The following is a 17,286-nucleotide window of genomic DNA, read 5'->3' on the forward strand; positions in this document are numbered from 1 at the left end:
TTCCGCTCGTAGCCTTGCTCGGGGATCAGGCCGATGCAAGCGAAGAAAGCGACGCACGAGGCGCCGCTTTCCTTTCACATCACGCCACGATGTCGCTGGTCGCAGCCTGGCCCACGGTGCTGACGATGAAGTCAGCCACGCCATGCCCGGAGAAATCCACCGACAACAGGCTATTGCCGCCCGACGAGGTCAACACTGCGTCGCCGGCCGAACCGGTGAAGCTGTTGACGAAGTGCAGGCCCGCACCGTTGGTGATGCCGGTCAGGTCGATTTTGTCCAGACCGCTGACGAAATCGAGGATCTGATCGATCGCACCCGGCTTGGAGTCCGAGCTGGCGGCGAACACGAAAGTGTCCGAACCGGCGCCGCCCCACAGCTTGTCGGCACCGCCAGCGCCGTACAGGATGTCGTTGCCGGCACCGCCCTTCAGCTCGTTGGCCACGCTGTTGCCGATCAACAGATCGCTGCCCGAACCGCCAATCGCGTTCTCGATGACCGCGCCCTTGGCGATCGACACGTTACCGACCATGCCGCCAACGTCGGAGAACGAAGCGCTGTTGAGGTTGATCTTCTGGTTCTGGGTGAAACCGGAGAAATCCAGGGTGTCCTTGCCGCCGGCATCCCACACCGAGAACACCACTTTGTCGCTCGACGACGACGCGCTGAGGAAATCGCGGCCGGTATTGGAGTTGAAGCCGTAGGTGGTGTCGCCGGTGCGGGTGGTGGTGTTGGCGCCGTAGAGTTTCTGGATGGCTGCGATGTCGTCCATCAGCGGGCCGGACGAATAGGCTTCGACGCCGCCCTTGCTGAAGTTCTGGTTGGTGTTGCTCTCGCTCCAGTAACTCATGACGCTGTAGCCACGGGTGTCCTGGCCGTAGGTCGCGTCGTTGTAGGTCGGGTTGCCGTTGCCGGCGTTGTAGTCGCCAGGGTGAGCAAGGCCCAGGGTATGGCCGATTTCGTGGGTCAGGGTCTGACGACCGTAGTTGTTCAGATCCGGGTTCTTGTTCTGCGTGTAACCGCTGTTGATCAAGTACCACGAGGTGCCGTCATAACCGGCGCCGGTCCCCGGCAGATAGGCAAACGCCGCAGCGCCATCCTGGCCACCGCTGTAATTACCGAAGGTCATGTGCCCGTCGCCGCCCGAGGCTCTCTCGGTGAAAGTGACATTGGCCACATCGGCCCAGGACTGCATGGCGAGCTTGGCCTGCGCCTGTTGCTGCGCGCTGAACTGACTGAACCCGGTGATCCCGTGCTTGTTCATCGTGCTGTTCGAGGCCGAGGTCAGGAACGTATAGGTGAGTTCGATCTTGCCGCTGCTGTCCTTGTCCTGGTAGGCAGCGCCGTCACGCAGCAATTGCGTAGCCGCCTGGTCGACGGAGTACGAGGGTTTGCCATTGACCGTGAGGTTGCCGCCACGGTCATACTGATGGCTGAAGCTATTGATCTGGTTGTACGCCGAGCTGAAGGCGGCCAGCTGGAAAGCCTGTTCGGCGGAATCAACAGCATTGGTTTTAACTTTCGACATAAACACACTTCCTTGTTTAGCAATGGAACAGTTTTTGTCCGACAGGACGATCTTTGGCGAGATCGTCCTATCACTCGCCCAATGAAGGCGTAACGAACCTGACACAATTGGAAATCTGTCGTAAAGGATTTTTTTGCGATCCAATTTGGTGGTATCAGGAAACTGCCGTAAACAAAGCGTGCGGGGAGGAAAGATTGTTTTTAGTTGTAGCGAGGGCGCAAATTGTCTGACGATTTTCTATTTAAATATTAAATATCGCTAAGTTTGAATTTGTTGGGCAAGTCACACTTTCAGTCAGCGGTGCCAGTGCTTTGATATCAACTATGCTGATTCATTGAATAACAAATGTGGGAGCGAGCCTGCTCGCGAAGGCGCCAAGCCAGTCAACATAAGAGTCGAATGACAAACCGCTTCGCGAGCAGGCTCGCTCCCACAGGGGTCTTGTACGTTGGCCTGAAAAAACTCAGCTGCCGGTACGAATCTTGTTCCAGACCCGCGTACGAATCCGGTCGATATTCAGCGGCATCGCCTCCAGGGCGAACAGCTTGCCCATCATTTCCGGGCTCGGGTACACCTTGGTGTCGTTCTTGATCGCCGGATCGATCAGGCCGTCCGCCTGTTCATTGCCATTGGCGTAGTGCACGTAGTTGGTGATGCCCGCCATGACGTCCGGGCGCAGCAGGTAGTTCATGAAGGCGTAGCCGGCCTTTTCGTCCGGTGCGTCGGCGGGCATGGCGACCATGTCGAACCAGATGGCCGCCCCTTCCTTGGGAATCGCATAACCGATCTCGACGCCGTTCTTGGCTTCCTTGGCGCGGTTCTCCGCTTGCAGGATGTCGCCGGAAAAGCCGACTGCTACGCAGATGTCGCCGTTGGCCAGGTCACTGGTGTACTTCGAGGAATGGAAGTAGCTGACGTAGGGCCGCACTTTCATCAGCAAAGCTTCGGCTTTTTTGTAGTCTTCGGGATTCTTGCTGTGGTGCGGCAGGCCGAGGTAGTTAAGTGCCGCCGGGAGCAGTTCCGGGCCGTTGTCGAGGATCGCCACGCCGCACTTCTGCAGTTTTTCCATGTATTCGGGTTTGAAGATCAGATCCCAGGAATCCACCGGCGCGTCGTCGCCCAGCACCGCTTTGACCTTGGCGATGTTGTAGCCGATACCGGTGCTGCCCCACAGATAAGGGAAACCGTGCTCGTTGTTCGGGTCGTTGGTCTGCAAGGCTTTGAGCAGTGCCGGGTTGAGGTTCTTCCAGTTCGGCAACTGACTCTTGTCGAGTTTCTTCAGCGCCCCACCCTGAATCTGCCGCGCCATGAAGTGGTTCGACGGGAAGACCACGTCGTAACCGGATTTGCCGGTCATCAATTTGCCGTCGAGGGTTTCGTTGCTGTCGTAGACGTCGTAGGTGACGCCGATGCCCGTGTCTTTCTGGAAATTCTTCGTGGTGTCCGGGGCGATGTAGTCGGACCAGTTGTAGACCTTGACCGTCTCGGCCGCGTGACTGACGGAAGCGGCCAGCAGCAGCGGCGCCAATGCGAGGGTTTTCTGGATCATGGGGCGATTCCTGTATGGGCTTTTTTTGTTGGCAGGCAATCAAAGGATCGAACAATCAGAAAATCAGCACGTAGCTCTTGCGCACGGTTTCCTGGATATCCCAGATCCCGAGCGTGTTGGCTGGCAACATCAGTGCGTCGCCGCCTTGTATGTGCAGGGTTTCGCCGCCACCGTCGGGGGTGAAGGTGCAGCGCCCGGAAATGAAATGGCAGAACTCCTGCGCGGTGATCTGCCGCCGCCAGCGGCCCGGGGTGCATTCCCAGACGCCGGTTTCAACGCCGTCATCGCGCTCGACGCTGGTGGTCGAGGCAATTGCGACGCGCTCGCCGAGGGGCACGGCGACCGGGCTGGATTCATCGAGTTCGAGCGTGGCGGTGTTCTTGAATTGGGTGATGCTCATGACGTGACCTGTTTATTGAGGGAAACGGCGTTTAGTGCATGAAACCTTCCATGAACCCGGCGACTTGGCTGGCGAGCTTGCGCCGCCAGGGCGCAGTCGCCGGATTGGCCAGCGTCTGGTCTTCATGCACGAAACTTTTGATGATCGCGTTGTAGCCGAGCCAGCGGCATGGCTCTGGCTCCCAGGCACGCAGCGCGTGAATGCCACCGTCGGGCAGGACCCACGGTTGTTGGGTCAGCTCGCTGTCGCGCTCGAGAATCAGATCGGCCAGGGTGCGCCCGCCAAGGTTGCTGGCGCCGACGCCCTCGCCGCCGTAACCGCCAGACAACGCGATGCCGTTGGCGCGGTCGCAGAGCATGTGCGGCTTGAAATGCCGCGACATGCCAAGGTTGCCGCCCCAGGCGTGGGTGATCTGCACATTTTTCAGCTGCGGGAACAGTTCGCCGAACAGATAGCGGCGCAGTTCGACCTCATCGCGGGTGAGGTTGAAGTCATGGCGCAGCTTGCCGGCGAACTGATAACCGCCACGGGCGCCGAAGATCAGACGATTGTCGGCACTGCGCTTGCCATAGGTGACCTGACGGCTGAATTCACTGAAGGCCTGGCCGCGATTGAGGCCGATTTCGTCCCAGGTCGCAGCGGACAGCGGCTCGGTGGCGACAATCAGGCTTTGCACCGGCAATTGATAACGGCCAAGTGGCGGCAAGGTCACCGAATAACCTTCCACCGCCGGGACGATCCAACGGCTGCGCACGCTGGCCTTGGCGGTACGCAGACTGCCGGGTTGCCAGTGGGTGACCGGGCTGTTTTCGTAGATTTTCACGCCCATGTTCTGCACGGTCCGCGCCAGACCACGAACCAGTTTCGCCGGGTTAATGGTCGCGACATGGGGGGCGAAGATGCCGCCGTAGGGCTTGGCCACGCGGATCTGCTGAGCCAGTTGATCGGGACTCAGCCAGCGGTAATCGTCGTCAGTCAGGCCTTGGGCATGCAGCTTGCTCAGGTAATCGCGCAGAACGGTTTCCTGCTCTGGGTAGCGCGCGGCACAATAAAGCACCCCGCCCTTGCGGTAATCGCAGTCGATGCCTTCGCGTTCAACGACGATCTCCACTTCATCGGGGATGCTGTGCAGCAGATCAAACGAAGCCCTGCGCTGCTGCGGCGATAAGCCTGCGAGCAAGCGATCCTCGCCCAGCAAGTTACCCATCAGCCAGCCGCCATTGCGTCCGGACGCACCGAACCCGGCGGTTTGCGCCTCGATGATGGCGATATCCAGGCCGGGCGCCTGTTTTTTCAGGTAGTACGCCGTCCACAGTCCGGTGTAACCGGCGCCGATGATCGCCACGTCGACATCCAGGTCCCGCTCCAACGGAGGGCGCGCCAGCAGCGGCTCATCGAGCTGATCCATCCATAAACTGATCGTGCGCCACGCCGACATGCCAGACTCCGCCACTGAAAACCTTCGATGGCGTCGATCCTAGTGGCTGCCGTCAGTGGATGTCTTGCGCGCGTGCCCGCAGAGAAATTTGTTTGGCGTAGGCTTTGGGCGACTGACCGGTGTGCTCGCGAAAGCATTTGTAAAACGCCGACAGCGAATTGAAACCGGCGGCAAACGCCAGCTCGTCGACGCGCAATGGCGGTGCGGCGCTGTCCAGTGCACGCAGCAAATGCTGCAGGCGCGCCTGGTTGACGTAGCGATAAAAGCTTTGCCCGAGTACCTGATTGAGCAGATAGGAAATCTGATTGCGGCTGTACCCGCACTCCTTCGCCACCCGTTGCAGGTCAAGCTCAGGGTCCAGATAAGGCTGCTGCTTTTCGAAATACTGCTGCAGGTCTTCGGCCATGAAGCTCAGTTGGCGCGGTGACAGACCGAGACGACTGACCGCCGGACGGCTCGGTGCCGAACTGCCGTCGGTTTGGGTACGCACCAGCGAGGCGTATTCATTGACGCGCCATATCAGGCCGTCCTTGACCGTGATCGCTTCGCTGGAACGAAACGACACCAGGCCATCGCCGCCACGCAAGGTCACCTCGTACTGAATGAACGCGGTGTTGCCATCCACCCGGATGCGGTCGCAATGCTCGAGCAGTTCGTCGGATTCTCGCGGCATGCTCACGCGCACGTAGTCGCGTAACTCATCCAGTCTGAGTACGCGATTCTGAAAGAAATCGCTGTACTGGATATCGGCGTGATAAAGCGCCATGACGCTGTCCAGATCCCGGTGTTTCCAGCTCAGGTGATAGCGCATGACCGTGGCGGCCGTGGCCTGGGTCTGTTCTGGGCCGTCGTCATCGGCGTGCATAAGCGGCTCGGCAAAAAAGAACCGAGCTTGCCCAACTTCCTCTGCCGCTTCAATGGAAAATCCATGGTGGCGTTTTGGCGATAATCGATGAGCCAGTGACTTACATCAAAAAATGCGAATCAATCGCTAAACGGACTGAAAAAACTCACAGTTTTTTCACACACGGATGCTACTTTTAAAGCTCAAGCACTGGTTGAGCCAATGAAGGCTCTTCCCACCTAACATGAGCAAAAGGAAGCGCTCGATGAAGCAGGCGGGCAACACCATGAATAAAGGGTTCAGCAAAGTCACCTTTCCAAACGCCTGCCAGCTGATGCGCTGGCATTTTCATCCCATGGGTTTCGAGGCGACGATGGATGCGCCGGGCAGCCTGATCGCCCGTCTGTTTGATCGTGCCAGCGGCGAAACCATGATCGCCATTGCCGGCATTCCCTGCGCAACGGTGATGAACGCGGCAGACGTCGAGCGCATCATCGAAGCCATCGAAGATGAGCTGGAAGCTTTCACTCCTCCGGAATCCCTCAAGAACTACGCATAAGCGCCTGATTTATAACAAAAAGCCCGCAGCGATTCGGGCTTTTTTATTGATCAGGCGCTGGCCTTCTCGGTTCGATGATCGACGAAGAACGGCTTGCCCTTGGCAACTCGATCCGATGCCCTCGGCATGTTTACCGCTTGGGTTTCCTGCGGTTCGACGTACCAGTAGCAATGGCTGACGGCGCGCGTGATACCAACGTAGGCAAGGCGCAGGATTTCGTCTTTTTGCGCATTGTCGTACGGCTCGCTATCGCCACTTTTGCCCAATCCCGCCATGCGATACACCTGGTTCTTGTACGGAGAACTGGTCAGATGCTGGCAATCACCCAGCAGGAATACCGCATCAGCCTGCAAGCCTTTGGCGCTGTGATAGGTCAGCTGTTTCAGCCGCCGCGCATCATAGGGCAAGCTCGAATCCACATTAATTACAGGCTGAATATGCTGCTCAATCAATAACTTATCGCTGCTTTTTCGATAAAGCATCAGGATTGAATCACCCCGCCGGTAATGCTCGGCCAGACGCTGCCCCAACGCTTCATCGTCACGCTCAAGCACGTTGACCGGGTGAAGCGGCTTGGGCTCACCACTGGCCTTGGCCTTCTTGCCTGCGATCGCCGGCGCTGCACGGACAATGTGTTCGGCTGCGTCGATGATGTGCTGATGGCTGCGATAGTTGTCACTGAGCATCACTCTCGTGGTGCTCGGGGAAGGAAATTCCTTGTTGAACTCCATGAAGTAGCTCGGAGAACTGCCGCGCCAGCCGTAAATCGACTGCCAGTCATCACCGACGCACAATAGCGACGACCGCTGCGCCCCTCGCCCAACGTGCATGGCCGGGCCACGGCTGCGGATTTCATTGAGGCTGGCGCGAATCCACGAAACGATCTGCGGCGATACGTCCTGGAACTCATCGATCATCAAATGCGCCATAGGCCGCAGCAACTCATCGCTGAGCAGCTTGAGGTTTTCCGGCGAGTGCTCGCTGAACAGCGCGAACATGCGGTTGTAGGTCATCACTGGCGGTTTCTGATCCAGCAGATGATCTTCAAATGCGCGCCAGAACAGGCTCAGGGCTTCAAAGAAAAAGCGATCGGGATCGTCCTTGGCGAAGCTCATCCGACTGACCGCGTCCGGCACATCCAGGCCGAGGTTTTCGATAAAGCCTGCTGCGGCGACAAAACAATCCAGCAATGGCGCGGATGCCAGCTCGCCTTTGACCTTGTAATCAAAGCCGGGACCGGCGCTGGCATCTCCGACCAACGTCGCAAGAACGCGCCTGGATGACTCGTAACTATCCAGCCATATCAATGGCTTACGGCAGAAAGCTTGAAATAGGGTGCGCTTGACCGCCCACTCTGCACGGACACTCAGCTTGGCGTTGGGTCGGGTCAGCTGGGCGTTTTCCCTGGGATCAAAGCCGAGCACCACCCAGGCATCTAGGCTGGGAATATAGCCATGAGCGTGGAACTTCGAGCCATTGATTTCGAAGGCCTGCCGATTCGGCTCGATGCCTTTAATGGGCCACGCCCCTGCACGAAACCATAAATCTTCAATCACATCGCAGAGCTCTTCATCGCGCTTGGCCGCCAGTTCGGTGACCGCCATGCGTTTCTGCACATCGGGATGATCGCGATCCAGTTCCTTTAATTGCAAACCCGCGCGGGACAGCGGCTGGATCAATTGGCGGAAACGCTCATCCTCGTTGAACAAGCGGTGGTAGCAGGCATTGAGTTGCTGTCGTTGCGCGTCGTTGATCCGCAGGTCAAACGGATTGCTGTCGACCTCCTCTGCGCCACTTTGCGGGCGGTCGCTGAGGTTCTCGAAGGCCTGCAAGCGCTCGAAACCCGGCAGGCTGCGAACCATCGGCAGGATGCGCGAGTGGAAGGTTCGCACCAGTTCGCGCGCCTGCTTGAGGTTCAACGGCTGACCCCACAGCGTGAATATTTCGATGAGCTTGTTGATGAAGTCCTTGCGCGATTCACGGGTGAAGGTCACCACGGTCATCGAATCCAGCTCAAAACCCAGATAATGGCTGAGTAACAGAATGCGCAGCACCAATGTGGTCGACTTGCCGGCGCCCGCACCGGCGACCACCGAGGTGGACGGCGTATCGCTGAAGATCATTTTCCATTGCGCGGCGCTGGGCTGGGCGTGGGCCGGGAGCAAACGAGCGACGTCAGCCTTGATGCGTTTTTTCAATTCGGCGGTGAGCGGCAGGCGCCAGTCATCGAACAGGTGGTTATCGACGCTGGGCGGCCGATGCTCGGTGTTGCGGCTGTCGCGAATCAGCAGAACCTGGCGGCCTTCCTCCAGACCCTCAAGCTTGCCCTCCTTGAAACCATATTCGACGCCGGCTGTGTGGCCACTGCGAAATCCGTCAGCTTGCCCGTGCAGCCACGATGCCCGGTGCTGCGCGCGCAGCTTGGTCAGACCGTGACCAAAGAATCGCGCGGCCAGACGCTTGAACCAGGGCATCTCGGCCAGTGGACGAAGTTCAGGGGGAAGATCGGGGGTGTGTTGCGCCACGCTGACGGACTCCAGGGTGTGAGGCTGTGGCGGCTATGGTGTCTGGATTTGCTGATGAGTTCTAGCGAAATGCTTACAGGTCATCGGTTTAGGCGACGAATTGAAAGTCGGATAAGACGATTTCGAGGCACATTCCCATCAAATAAACTGATCATGATGCGGCAGTTTTTGCGCTTTTTATCGATGTTTACCTGATAGATGATCGTCGTCATCAACCACGGGGCCCGCCCCCTGACGAACCTAATTTAAGGAGACGATCATGCTTGAACTCAGACCCTTCAGCTCGCTGGGCGGCGCCCATCATGGCTGGCTGGACGCGCATCACCACTTTTCGTTTGCCGAATACTACGATCCGCAGCGGATGAGCTGGGGCAACTTGCGCGTGTGGAACGACGACATCATCGCCGCAGGCACCGGTTTCCCGCAGCATCCGCACCGCGACATGGAAATCATCACTTACGTGCGTGAAGGTGCCATCACGCACCAGGACAATTTGGGTAACAAGGGCCGCACCGAAGCCGGTGATGTACAAGTGATGAGTGCCGGCACCGGCATCGCCCACAGCGAGTACAACCTCGAAGACAAGGAAACCAAGATCTTCCAGATCTGGATTCTGCCGACCGAAACCGGTGCGCCGCCTTCGTGGGGAGCCAAGCCGTTTCCCAAAGGCGAGCGCGAAGGTTTTGTCACCTTGGCCAGCGGCAAGGACGGCGACGATGAGAGCCTGCACATTCGCGCCAATGCGCGCCTGGTGGCGGCGAACATCAAGGCCGGTGAAACCGCAGAATATCGACTGGATGAAGGACGGCGCGCCTATCTGGTTCCGGCCACTGGCGTGATCGAGGTCAATGGCTTGCGTGCCCAAGCGCGTGACGGTGTGGCGGTAGCCCATGAGCAAGTGCTGACGGTCACGGCGATCGAGGACAGCGAGATCGTACTGGTCGACCTGGCTTGATCGGCAAGGCAATAAAAAAGGGCAACCATTACGGTTGCCCTTTTTCATGTGCGCATCATTTGCTGGAAATGGCGCCGTCTACCAAAGTTTGCGCCTCGGCCACCAGTTGCTTGAGGTGGTCGTCGCCGAGGAAGCTTTCGGCGTAGATCTTGTAGATGTCTTCAGTGCCCGAAGGACGTGCGGCAAACCAGCCGTTTTCGGTCATGACTTTCAGACCGCCAATGGCCTGATCGTTGCCCGGGGCATGGCTGAGGATGCTCTGGATCTTTTCGCCTGCCAGCTCGGTCGAGGTAACCTGTTCCGGCGCCAGCTTGCTCAGCAGTGCCTTCTGCTCAGGGTTGGCCTTGGCGTCGACGCGTACCGAGAACGGCTCGCCCAGTTCGTCGGTCAGCGCGCGGTAGGCCTGACTTGGATCGCGCCCGGTGCGCGCCGTCATTTCAGCGGCGAGCAAGGCTGGAATCAGACCGTCCTTGTCGGTGCTCCATACACCGCCATCCTTGCGCAGGAACGAGGCGCCAGCACTCTCTTCACCGCCAAAACCCAGCGAACCATCGAACAGGCCATCGGCGAACCATTTGAAACCGACCGGCACTTCGTACAGGCGACGGCCCAGGCGCTTGGCCACGCGGTCGATCAGGCCGCTGCTGACCACGGTTTTGCCCACGGCGGCATCAGCGCGCCATTGCGGACGGTTCTGGAACAGGTAGTCGATGGATACCGCCAGATAGTTGTTCGGCGCGAGCAAACCACCGGACGGCGTGACGATGCCGTGGCGGTCGTGATCCGGGTCGCAGGCAAACGCCACGTCGAAACGCTCTTTCAGGCCGATCAGGCCCTGCATCGCGTGGCTGGACGATGGGTCCATGCGGATCTGACCGTCCCAGTCGACGGTCATGAAACGGAACGTTGAATCGACCTGTTTATTCACCACTTCCAGGTCGAGACGATAGTGTTCGGCAATGGCCGACCAGTAGCGCACCCCTGCTCCGCCCAGCGGATCGACACCCAGACGCAGCTTGGCGTCGCGGATGGCATCGAAGTCGATGACGTTGATCAGGTCGGCGACATAAGTGTTCAAGTAATCGTGGCGATGGGTGGTGCTGGCCTTGAGCGCCTGCTCGTAGCTGATGCGTTTAACCCCGGCCAGTTTGTTCGCCAGCAGCTCGTTGGCCTTGGCTTCGATCCACTTGGTGATGTGGGTATCGGCCGGGCCACCGTTGGTTGGGTTGTATTTGTAGCCACCGCTCTGTGGCGGGTTGTGCGACGGCGTGATGACGATACCGTCCGCCAGGCCGGAGGTGCGACCGCGGTTGTAGCAGAGAATGGCGTGAGAAACTGCCGGGGTCGGCGTGTACTCATCGCCTTCGGCGATCATCACGGTGACGCCGTTGGCGGCGAGGACTTCCAGCGCGCTGGCGCCGGCCGGGGTCGACAATGCATGGGTGTCGATGCCGACGAACAGCGGGCCGGTGATGCCCTGGGCTTCGCGATACAGGCAGATCGCCTGGCTGATGGCCAGAACGTGCCATTCGTTGAAACTTAAATCGAACGAACTGCCGCGGTGGCCGGACGTGCCGAACGCCACTCGCTGGGTAGAAATCGATGCATCAGGCTGGCCGGTGTAATAGGCCGTAACCAGTCGCGGGATGTCGACCAACAGTTCTGCCGGTGCCGGTTTGCCCGCAAAAGGACTGAGTGTCATGCAAAAACCTCTGAAATCGGAGTGGTTCAGGAAATGCAGCGCAGTTTACTGGCAGTTTGACCACTGTGCGACGGGATGTATCCGAAACTCGCCCGATGTTTTTTAACGTTATTGACCGGGCGACAGGCGCAAGGCATCGCCGAGCAAGCCGATGACACTCGGCAAATCCCGCTCGCCATGGTTCAGCGCGCTCAAACGCAGATGGTCCGCGTGCAAGCCCTGCAGACTGAACAGCTCGCCCGGCGCCACGATGATCTGTTGCTTGAGCAGGCGATGAAAGACGCTTGCCATGTCGACCGGGCGTAACGAACGCACCCACACCGTCGCCCCGCCCTGCGGCTCGACAATCTGCAGGGTATCGCCCAGACGTTCGCGCAGTACCTGAATCAACACGGCTCGCCGCTCACCCAGCATTCGCCGCAACACGAATAAATGCTGATCAAGCCGTCCGCCATTCAACAGCCGCGCAATCGCCTTTTGGCGAATGGGCGACAAGCGAAACGCCCGCAGCAGAAAATGGCGCTGCAATTCCTCGCGCCAGTGACGCGACAAGACAAAGCCGAATGGTGCTTCGGCGCCGATGAATTTCTCGAAAGTGGAAAACACCAGCAGACGATCAGGATCGAGCCAACTGCGCAAACGCTGCGAATCATTGCGCTCGTCAAGCTCGCTGTAGCAGTCGTTTTCCAGTACCCAGACGCCATGATGATTGAGCAACTGCGCCGTGGCCTGCTGACACTCGCGAGTGAAACCGTTGCCTTGGGGCATGCTCAGCACGGAAGACAGCAGGATCAAACGAACCGGCTCGTTCTTCAGCAGTGATTCGAGTGCCGACAGATCGAGCACGCCTCGGGCAAGCAATGGCCACTCGATCACGCGTACTCCGCACGACTCGAGCAGGCGCAGGATGACCCAGTCGCACGGTGATTCGACAATCACGGTGGCCTGACGCAATCCAAGCACCGAAATCAGAATCTCCAGGACCCCGCGCAGATCAGCACCGATATAAATGTCATCGGCGTGCCAGAAGTGCTCTGTCGAGCTGGTATACCGCGCCGCCAGCGCAACCCGCAGTTCCAGTTCACCGCAAGGCTGCACGAATGTCTGCAACTGACGCGGGTATTGACGCAAGAGCTCACGTTCCGAGGTCAGCAACGGACTGTCCAACGGTTGCAGCGAGGCCGGTTCGTCAGCACTCAACACACACATCCCGGGACGCCTGGCGTTGACGTACAGGGTCTCCAGCAGGTCATTGCCGTTGCCGGGTGCATCCATGCTGAACTGCGCTTGCGCGTAATACCCTGACTTGGCGATCGAATAGACCCGGCCTTCCTTTTCCAGAAGCGAATAGGCGTATTGCACAGTTGAGATGGAGACATTCAGCCGGTCCGCCAGTTGTCGCAAGGAAGGCATGCGTACCGCCCCACCACCTCCGGCAGCATCAATCAGCGTTGTCAGATATCGATAAACTGCCTGATAAACAAAGTCGTTGTCCCGCGCGCCCTTCACACCCTCATTTCCGTAGATATTGGTTCACAATCCAGGCTCTGGCTCACCGTCAGCGTTCCGTCGACCGCTCGAACGGAGCAGCCGAACGCGCCTCGTCCGACCCCGAACTCTCTGAGGAGAATTGCGCAGGTGCATCAATCTGCACAGGACCCATCGCATACAGGCGATTCAACAGCCTGACTGGCAAGCCGCTGACTTCCGTCAGCCACTTCATCACCTGCTCAGGTGCGTGCAGACCCTGCATGGCGCGGTGCAGGTCCGGCATGGCGACCAGCATGCCGGGATGACAGTTGCGCAGGAAGCGTTCGAGACCTTTGCCGTTGTCGATGAACGGCGCAAACAGCAGGCACGCCAACTGCGTTTCGGTCAATCCGAAACCATTACTGAGGTAATCCTCGGCAAGCATCCGCAGTTGTTCTGGCCCGCCGGCGTTGTCGTAGCTGGCCAGCAAGTGCTCGCAGACGGTTTCGGCAACCTGCTTTCGCCGCATGTCGGCCAGCGTGTGCCGGACGTAATCGTCGATGCCCGCCTCATAGGCGCGCCCCTCGATGAACCGTGCGTACAAACCTCGCACATGTGCCGAGATCAGAGGATCAGCAAACACCGCTTCGCCTTGGTATAGCGCGAGATCATCAGGTTCATAACCGAGAAACTCGCCCAACAGCGGCCAGCGGTCCTCGAGCTTGCCGACCATCATGTCGTTGATGTCGATAAAACTGGTGCGCCGGCAGGCTTCGAATTCACCTTCCGGTCGCCACACGGTCCGGTCATCATCGGCACGCAGTTCCCGGTAAAAGTCATCACCGAGCTCGTCGAGCAGAGGAAAAAGCGTTTCGAATCCGGCATTGACCAGGCCTGGAGCCGGTATTGCCACTCGCTGCATCGCGCGGTTCAGGCCTTCGAGGAAATGCTGCTGACTGCCTTTGGTTTCGGTGCTGATCATGGCGTCGACGCCGTTGTTCCAGCGCGCGATCTGGCTGTAGTACTCGGCCGTCGCCAGGTAGGCGTCATCCCATAATTCAGGTGTTTCCAGCCAGGTGCGACAGTGCCCCACCAGCAGCAGGTTGACCCGGCTGGCCTCGCGCCCTTCATTGCTGACAGGCGTGCGATGGTCGAACGGCAGGACCTCGCGGTTATCCACCATCAGCACCTCGACCCGCGGATCGTCATAAAGGAATAGCGCGCTGTAGCTGCGATGCAGGTTTTGCAGGGCGAGCGGGCTGTCGCCATTCCAGCGCAGGGAAGCCACGCGTAGCTGAAAGGTCGCCGGAGCACGACCGGCAATGGTCAACTGAGCGGCCCGGAGCAAGGCCAGGGTATAGCAGCCGTCACGCAGGCCGGACTGAGGCACCAGCACCTTGAACTGCCCGATGTTTTCCATGCCGCCAGCGGCCACCGCCAAGCGCTGTATCAGCAACTGCAATGCCGTGCGCTCGGCTCGGGAAAAGAAACTCAGCAAACGCTGCAATACTTGCTGATAGACATAGTTCATTGCCTGATCATGGATCGTGCTCATCGGTATTTACCCGGTATCAAAAGTTTCATGCCGTGCAGACATGACAGTAGGCGCGCGGCAATTGGATCAATAAGTAATAGACGCTGAAATGCTAACACTTACAAAGTTGTAGTTATTTGAAACACTTCACCTGAACAAAGCCTTCCAGATGCCAGGCTGGACGCTCAACCACCCGTATTCATTGGCCTTTCGCCACTCAACAATGTTCTGAGGAAACTTCCCACAACGTCCCACGCCAAATCACTACAAGAAAAAGAGAAGCAACTTCCGAGTCGCCCTACAGCAATTAAACAGAAATTGACGAAGCCAGCTGAACCAGCCATTTGATATTGCATCGGACAAATTGAATGCACAGCCATAGCTCATTCCTTGAGATGAAAGTAATCATTCAATTATCAGTGCTTATAGTGTGATTAGAAGATACAGATGAACGGCAAAAACCAGTTCAGTTGCTGAAAAGGCCAATGCTTCGATATCGGGGAGGGTTTACTGACAGCGAAGGGAATAAACAGAAAAGAGTCCGTGGGGGCCACGGACTCTGATGAGCGGATTTACGCGGTTTCCACTTGCAGGGCCACTCGCTCGCGGCATGGGCATTCGTCCATGTAGCGATGCGCTTCGACGAACTCGTTGAACGGGAATACACGAGTCTTGAGCGGCAGGAGCACGCGGTCAGCGGTCAACTGGTTGATGTCGCGCAGAGCACGCTGCAGAGCGACGTGGTCCTGGACAATGCCCAGCTCCGGCTTGCCGGTGAAGTTGCCGATGCAGTGCACAAAGAACTGAATGTTCTTCTGAAACGCTGCACACGCCGGGAACGGGGTCTGGTTACCACCTTGCAGCCCGTACAGCACCAGACTGCCGCGTGGCGCCAGCACATCGCCGAGCAACGACATCTGCGGACCGCCAAGACCATCGAACACCACATCGACGCCGCGGTTGTCGGTGATCTTGTTGATGCGCATCAACAGATCTTCCTCTTCGGTGACGATGACCTTCTCCGCACCGAGGGACAGCAGGTACTCCCGCTCCTCCGCCGATTTGGTCGCCGCGATCACTCGCACACCCAGCGCCTTGCCCAATTGCACAAAAGACGGGCCGGCGCAGTGGCTGGCGTCAGTCACCAGCGCAAATTGACCGGGTTTGACCCGCGCCAGATCGGCATAAGCGAAGTAGGCGATCAGCAGCGGCGTGTAATGCACGCTCGCTTCGATCGGGCTGAGCACATCTGGATAACGGGTCAGCGCGGTGCGCGGCAGGACGATCGACTCGCCGTACACCGGATAGTCGTTCGGGCTTTCCGCCGGAAAACTGGCCACTTTGTCGCCGACGGACAGGTCTTCGACATCAGCGCCCACCGCAGTGACCACGCCAGCCATTTCATGACCGAGGCCCGAAGGCAGACGTGCCTGGGACGACGCCAGATTCTGGCGCCACAGGGTGTCGTACCAACTGATGCCGATTGCCTCGACACGCACCTGCACTTCGCCAGGACCTGGCTGAGCAGCCGCATGCTCTTCGCATTTGAGCACCTCGGCCGGACCAAACTTGTGAAAACGGATCGTGCGGGACATCGCAAACCTCGTCAAAGTAACCTCTAATGCCATGAACTCTATCTGGGCTTTCGACCCAAGACCATCAGTGGCTATTAATAGTCGACATGCCTGTCATTGATTCCGCATCAAGGGCGGCATTGGCAAAATCCATGAAAAAAGGCCTGCCACCGTCGCAGTAAAGCTGAATTTTCCGGTGCAGAGTACCAGCCTTTCCCCGTAAGATTCATGCCGGCCATTGTTCTCATATGGCCGCCCTCGTCAAGTTTGATGACTCTGCCAGGACTCCAGATGAATCGTAATGACCTGCGTCGTGTCGACCTGAACCTGCTGATCGTGTTCGAAACATTGATGCACGAACGCAGTGTGACTCGGGCCGCGGAAAAATTGTTCCTCGGCCAACCGGCTATCAGTGCGGCGCTGTCGCGTCTGCGCAGCCTGTTTGACGATCCCTTGTTTGTCCGCACCGGTCGCAGCATGGAACCTTCCGCGCGCGCGGTGGAAATCTTCGCCCTGCTCTCGCCTGCCCTTGATTCGATCTCGACCGCCGTCAGTCGTGCCGCCGATTTTGATCCGGCGACCAGCACCTCGGTGTTTCGCATCGGTTTGTCCGACGACGTCGAATTCGCGCTGCTGCCCATGCTGCTCAAGCGTCTGCGCGCCGAAGCACCGGGCATTGTCCTCGTGGTGCGGCGGGTCAACTACATATTGATGCCGGGCCTGCTGGCCTCGGGCGAGATTTCGATTGGCGTCAGCTACACCACCGACCTGCCGGCCAACGCCAAGCGCAAGGTCCTGCGCCGCAGCGCACCGAAGCTGCTGCGCGCCGACACCGTGCCGGGGCCGCTGAGCCTGGACGACTACTGCGCCCGACCGCATGCACTGGTGTCGTTCGCTGGCGACCTCAGTGGTTTCGTCGATGAAGAACTGGAGAAACTCGGACGCAAACGGCACGTGGTGCTGGCGGTACCGCAGTTCAACGGACTGGGCACGCTGCTGGCGGGCACCGATATCGTCGCGACCGTGCCGGATTACACGGCTGAGGCACTGACGGCAGCTGGCGGTCTGCGTGCTGAGGATCCGCCACTGCCGACGCGTACGTTTGAACTGCACATGGCCTGGCGTGGGTCGCAGGATAACGACCCGGGAGAGCGGTGGTTACGGTCGCGGATTCAGATGTTTTTTGGGGATCCGGATAGCCTGTAGCCGGA

Annotated in this window: 13 protein-coding genes; 3 read left to right on the forward strand and 10 right to left on the reverse strand. The window is 58.7% G+C overall.

What is annotated here, in order from left to right:
- Positions 1–79: 79 nt before the first annotated feature.
- The 5 genes from CKW30_RS04480 to CKW30_RS04500 all read right to left on the reverse strand — a co-directional run bounded on the left by CKW30_RS04480 (position 80) and on the right by CKW30_RS04500 (position 5,777).
- Positions 80–1,525 (reverse strand): serralysin family metalloprotease, encoded by a 1,446-nt coding sequence (locus CKW30_RS04480; RefSeq protein WP_095180087.1) that lies wholly within the window; start codon positions 1,523–1,525, stop codon positions 80–82.
- A gap of 463 nt (positions 1,526–1,988) precedes the next feature.
- Positions 1,989–3,074: a polyamine ABC transporter substrate-binding protein gene (locus CKW30_RS04485; RefSeq protein WP_095180088.1), complete on the reverse strand. Its 1,086-nt coding sequence runs from the start codon at positions 3,072–3,074 to the stop codon at positions 1,989–1,991.
- Between the two features lie 55 nt (positions 3,075–3,129).
- A complete protein-coding gene (locus CKW30_RS04490; RefSeq protein ID WP_095180089.1) occupies positions 3,130–3,474 on the reverse strand; it encodes a cupin domain-containing protein in 345 nt (114 codons plus the stop codon).
- A gap of 31 nt (positions 3,475–3,505) precedes the next feature.
- Positions 3,506–4,912 carry an FAD-binding oxidoreductase gene (locus tag CKW30_RS04495; protein WP_095180090.1) on the reverse strand — a complete coding sequence of 469 codons (1,407 nt, stop codon included), beginning with the start codon at positions 4,910–4,912 and terminating at the stop codon, positions 3,506–3,508.
- 52 nt (positions 4,913–4,964) lie between these two features.
- Entirely contained in the window at positions 4,965–5,777 is an 813-nt protein-coding gene (locus CKW30_RS04500) for a nuclear transport factor 2 family protein (RefSeq protein WP_095180091.1), read from the reverse strand.
- Between the two features lie 265 nt (positions 5,778–6,042).
- On the opposite strand from CKW30_RS04500, the gene CKW30_RS04505 reads away from it, so the two are divergent.
- On the forward strand, positions 6,043–6,315 hold the full coding sequence (locus CKW30_RS04505) for a DUF1652 domain-containing protein (protein ID WP_041480416.1): 273 nt from the start codon (positions 6,043–6,045) through the stop codon (positions 6,313–6,315).
- Positions 6,316–6,365: 50 nt separating this feature from the next.
- Here CKW30_RS04505 and CKW30_RS04510 read toward each other — a convergent pair whose 3' ends face one another.
- Complete coding sequence (locus CKW30_RS04510) at positions 6,366–8,840, reverse strand: UvrD-helicase domain-containing protein (protein WP_095180092.1); 2,475 nt, start codon at positions 8,838–8,840, stop codon at positions 6,366–6,368.
- A 259-nt stretch (positions 8,841–9,099) separates the two neighbouring features.
- On the opposite strand from CKW30_RS04510, the gene CKW30_RS04515 reads away from it, so the two are divergent.
- Positions 9,100–9,795 (forward strand): pirin family protein, encoded by a 696-nt coding sequence (locus CKW30_RS04515; RefSeq protein WP_016774845.1) that lies wholly within the window; start codon positions 9,100–9,102, stop codon positions 9,793–9,795.
- Between the two features lie 55 nt (positions 9,796–9,850).
- Here the strand turns inward: CKW30_RS04515 and pgm are convergent, their stop codons facing one another.
- The 4 genes from pgm to CKW30_RS04535 all read right to left on the reverse strand — a co-directional run bounded on the left by pgm (position 9,851) and on the right by CKW30_RS04535 (position 16,096).
- Entirely contained in the window at positions 9,851–11,497 is a 1,647-nt protein-coding gene (gene pgm, locus CKW30_RS04520; protein ID WP_095180093.1) for a phosphoglucomutase (alpha-D-glucose-1,6-bisphosphate-dependent), read from the reverse strand.
- A gap of 108 nt (positions 11,498–11,605) precedes the next feature.
- Positions 11,606–13,006, reverse strand: a complete 1,401-nt coding sequence (locus tag CKW30_RS04525; protein WP_095180094.1) for a PLP-dependent aminotransferase family protein — start codon at positions 13,004–13,006, stop codon at positions 11,606–11,608.
- Between the two features lie 49 nt (positions 13,007–13,055).
- Complete coding sequence (locus CKW30_RS04530; RefSeq protein ID WP_095180095.1) at positions 13,056–14,522, reverse strand: hypothetical protein; 1,467 nt, start codon at positions 14,520–14,522, stop codon at positions 13,056–13,058.
- Between the two features lie 551 nt (positions 14,523–15,073).
- Positions 15,074–16,096 (reverse strand): zinc-dependent alcohol dehydrogenase family protein, encoded by a 1,023-nt coding sequence (locus CKW30_RS04535; RefSeq protein ID WP_095180096.1) that lies wholly within the window; start codon positions 16,094–16,096, stop codon positions 15,074–15,076.
- 270 nt (positions 16,097–16,366) lie between these two features.
- Here CKW30_RS04535 and CKW30_RS04540 point away from each other — a divergent pair, with 270 nt between their 5' ends.
- On the forward strand, positions 16,367–17,281 hold the full coding sequence (locus CKW30_RS04540; protein WP_016774850.1) for a LysR family transcriptional regulator: 915 nt from the start codon (positions 16,367–16,369) through the stop codon (positions 17,279–17,281).
- Positions 17,282–17,286 lie beyond the last annotated feature (5 nt).

Origin of the sequence: Pseudomonas sp. Irchel 3F6, assembly GCF_900187595.1 — a bacterium.
Taxonomy (GTDB): domain Bacteria; phylum Pseudomonadota; class Gammaproteobacteria; order Pseudomonadales; family Pseudomonadaceae; genus Aquipseudomonas; species Aquipseudomonas siliginis.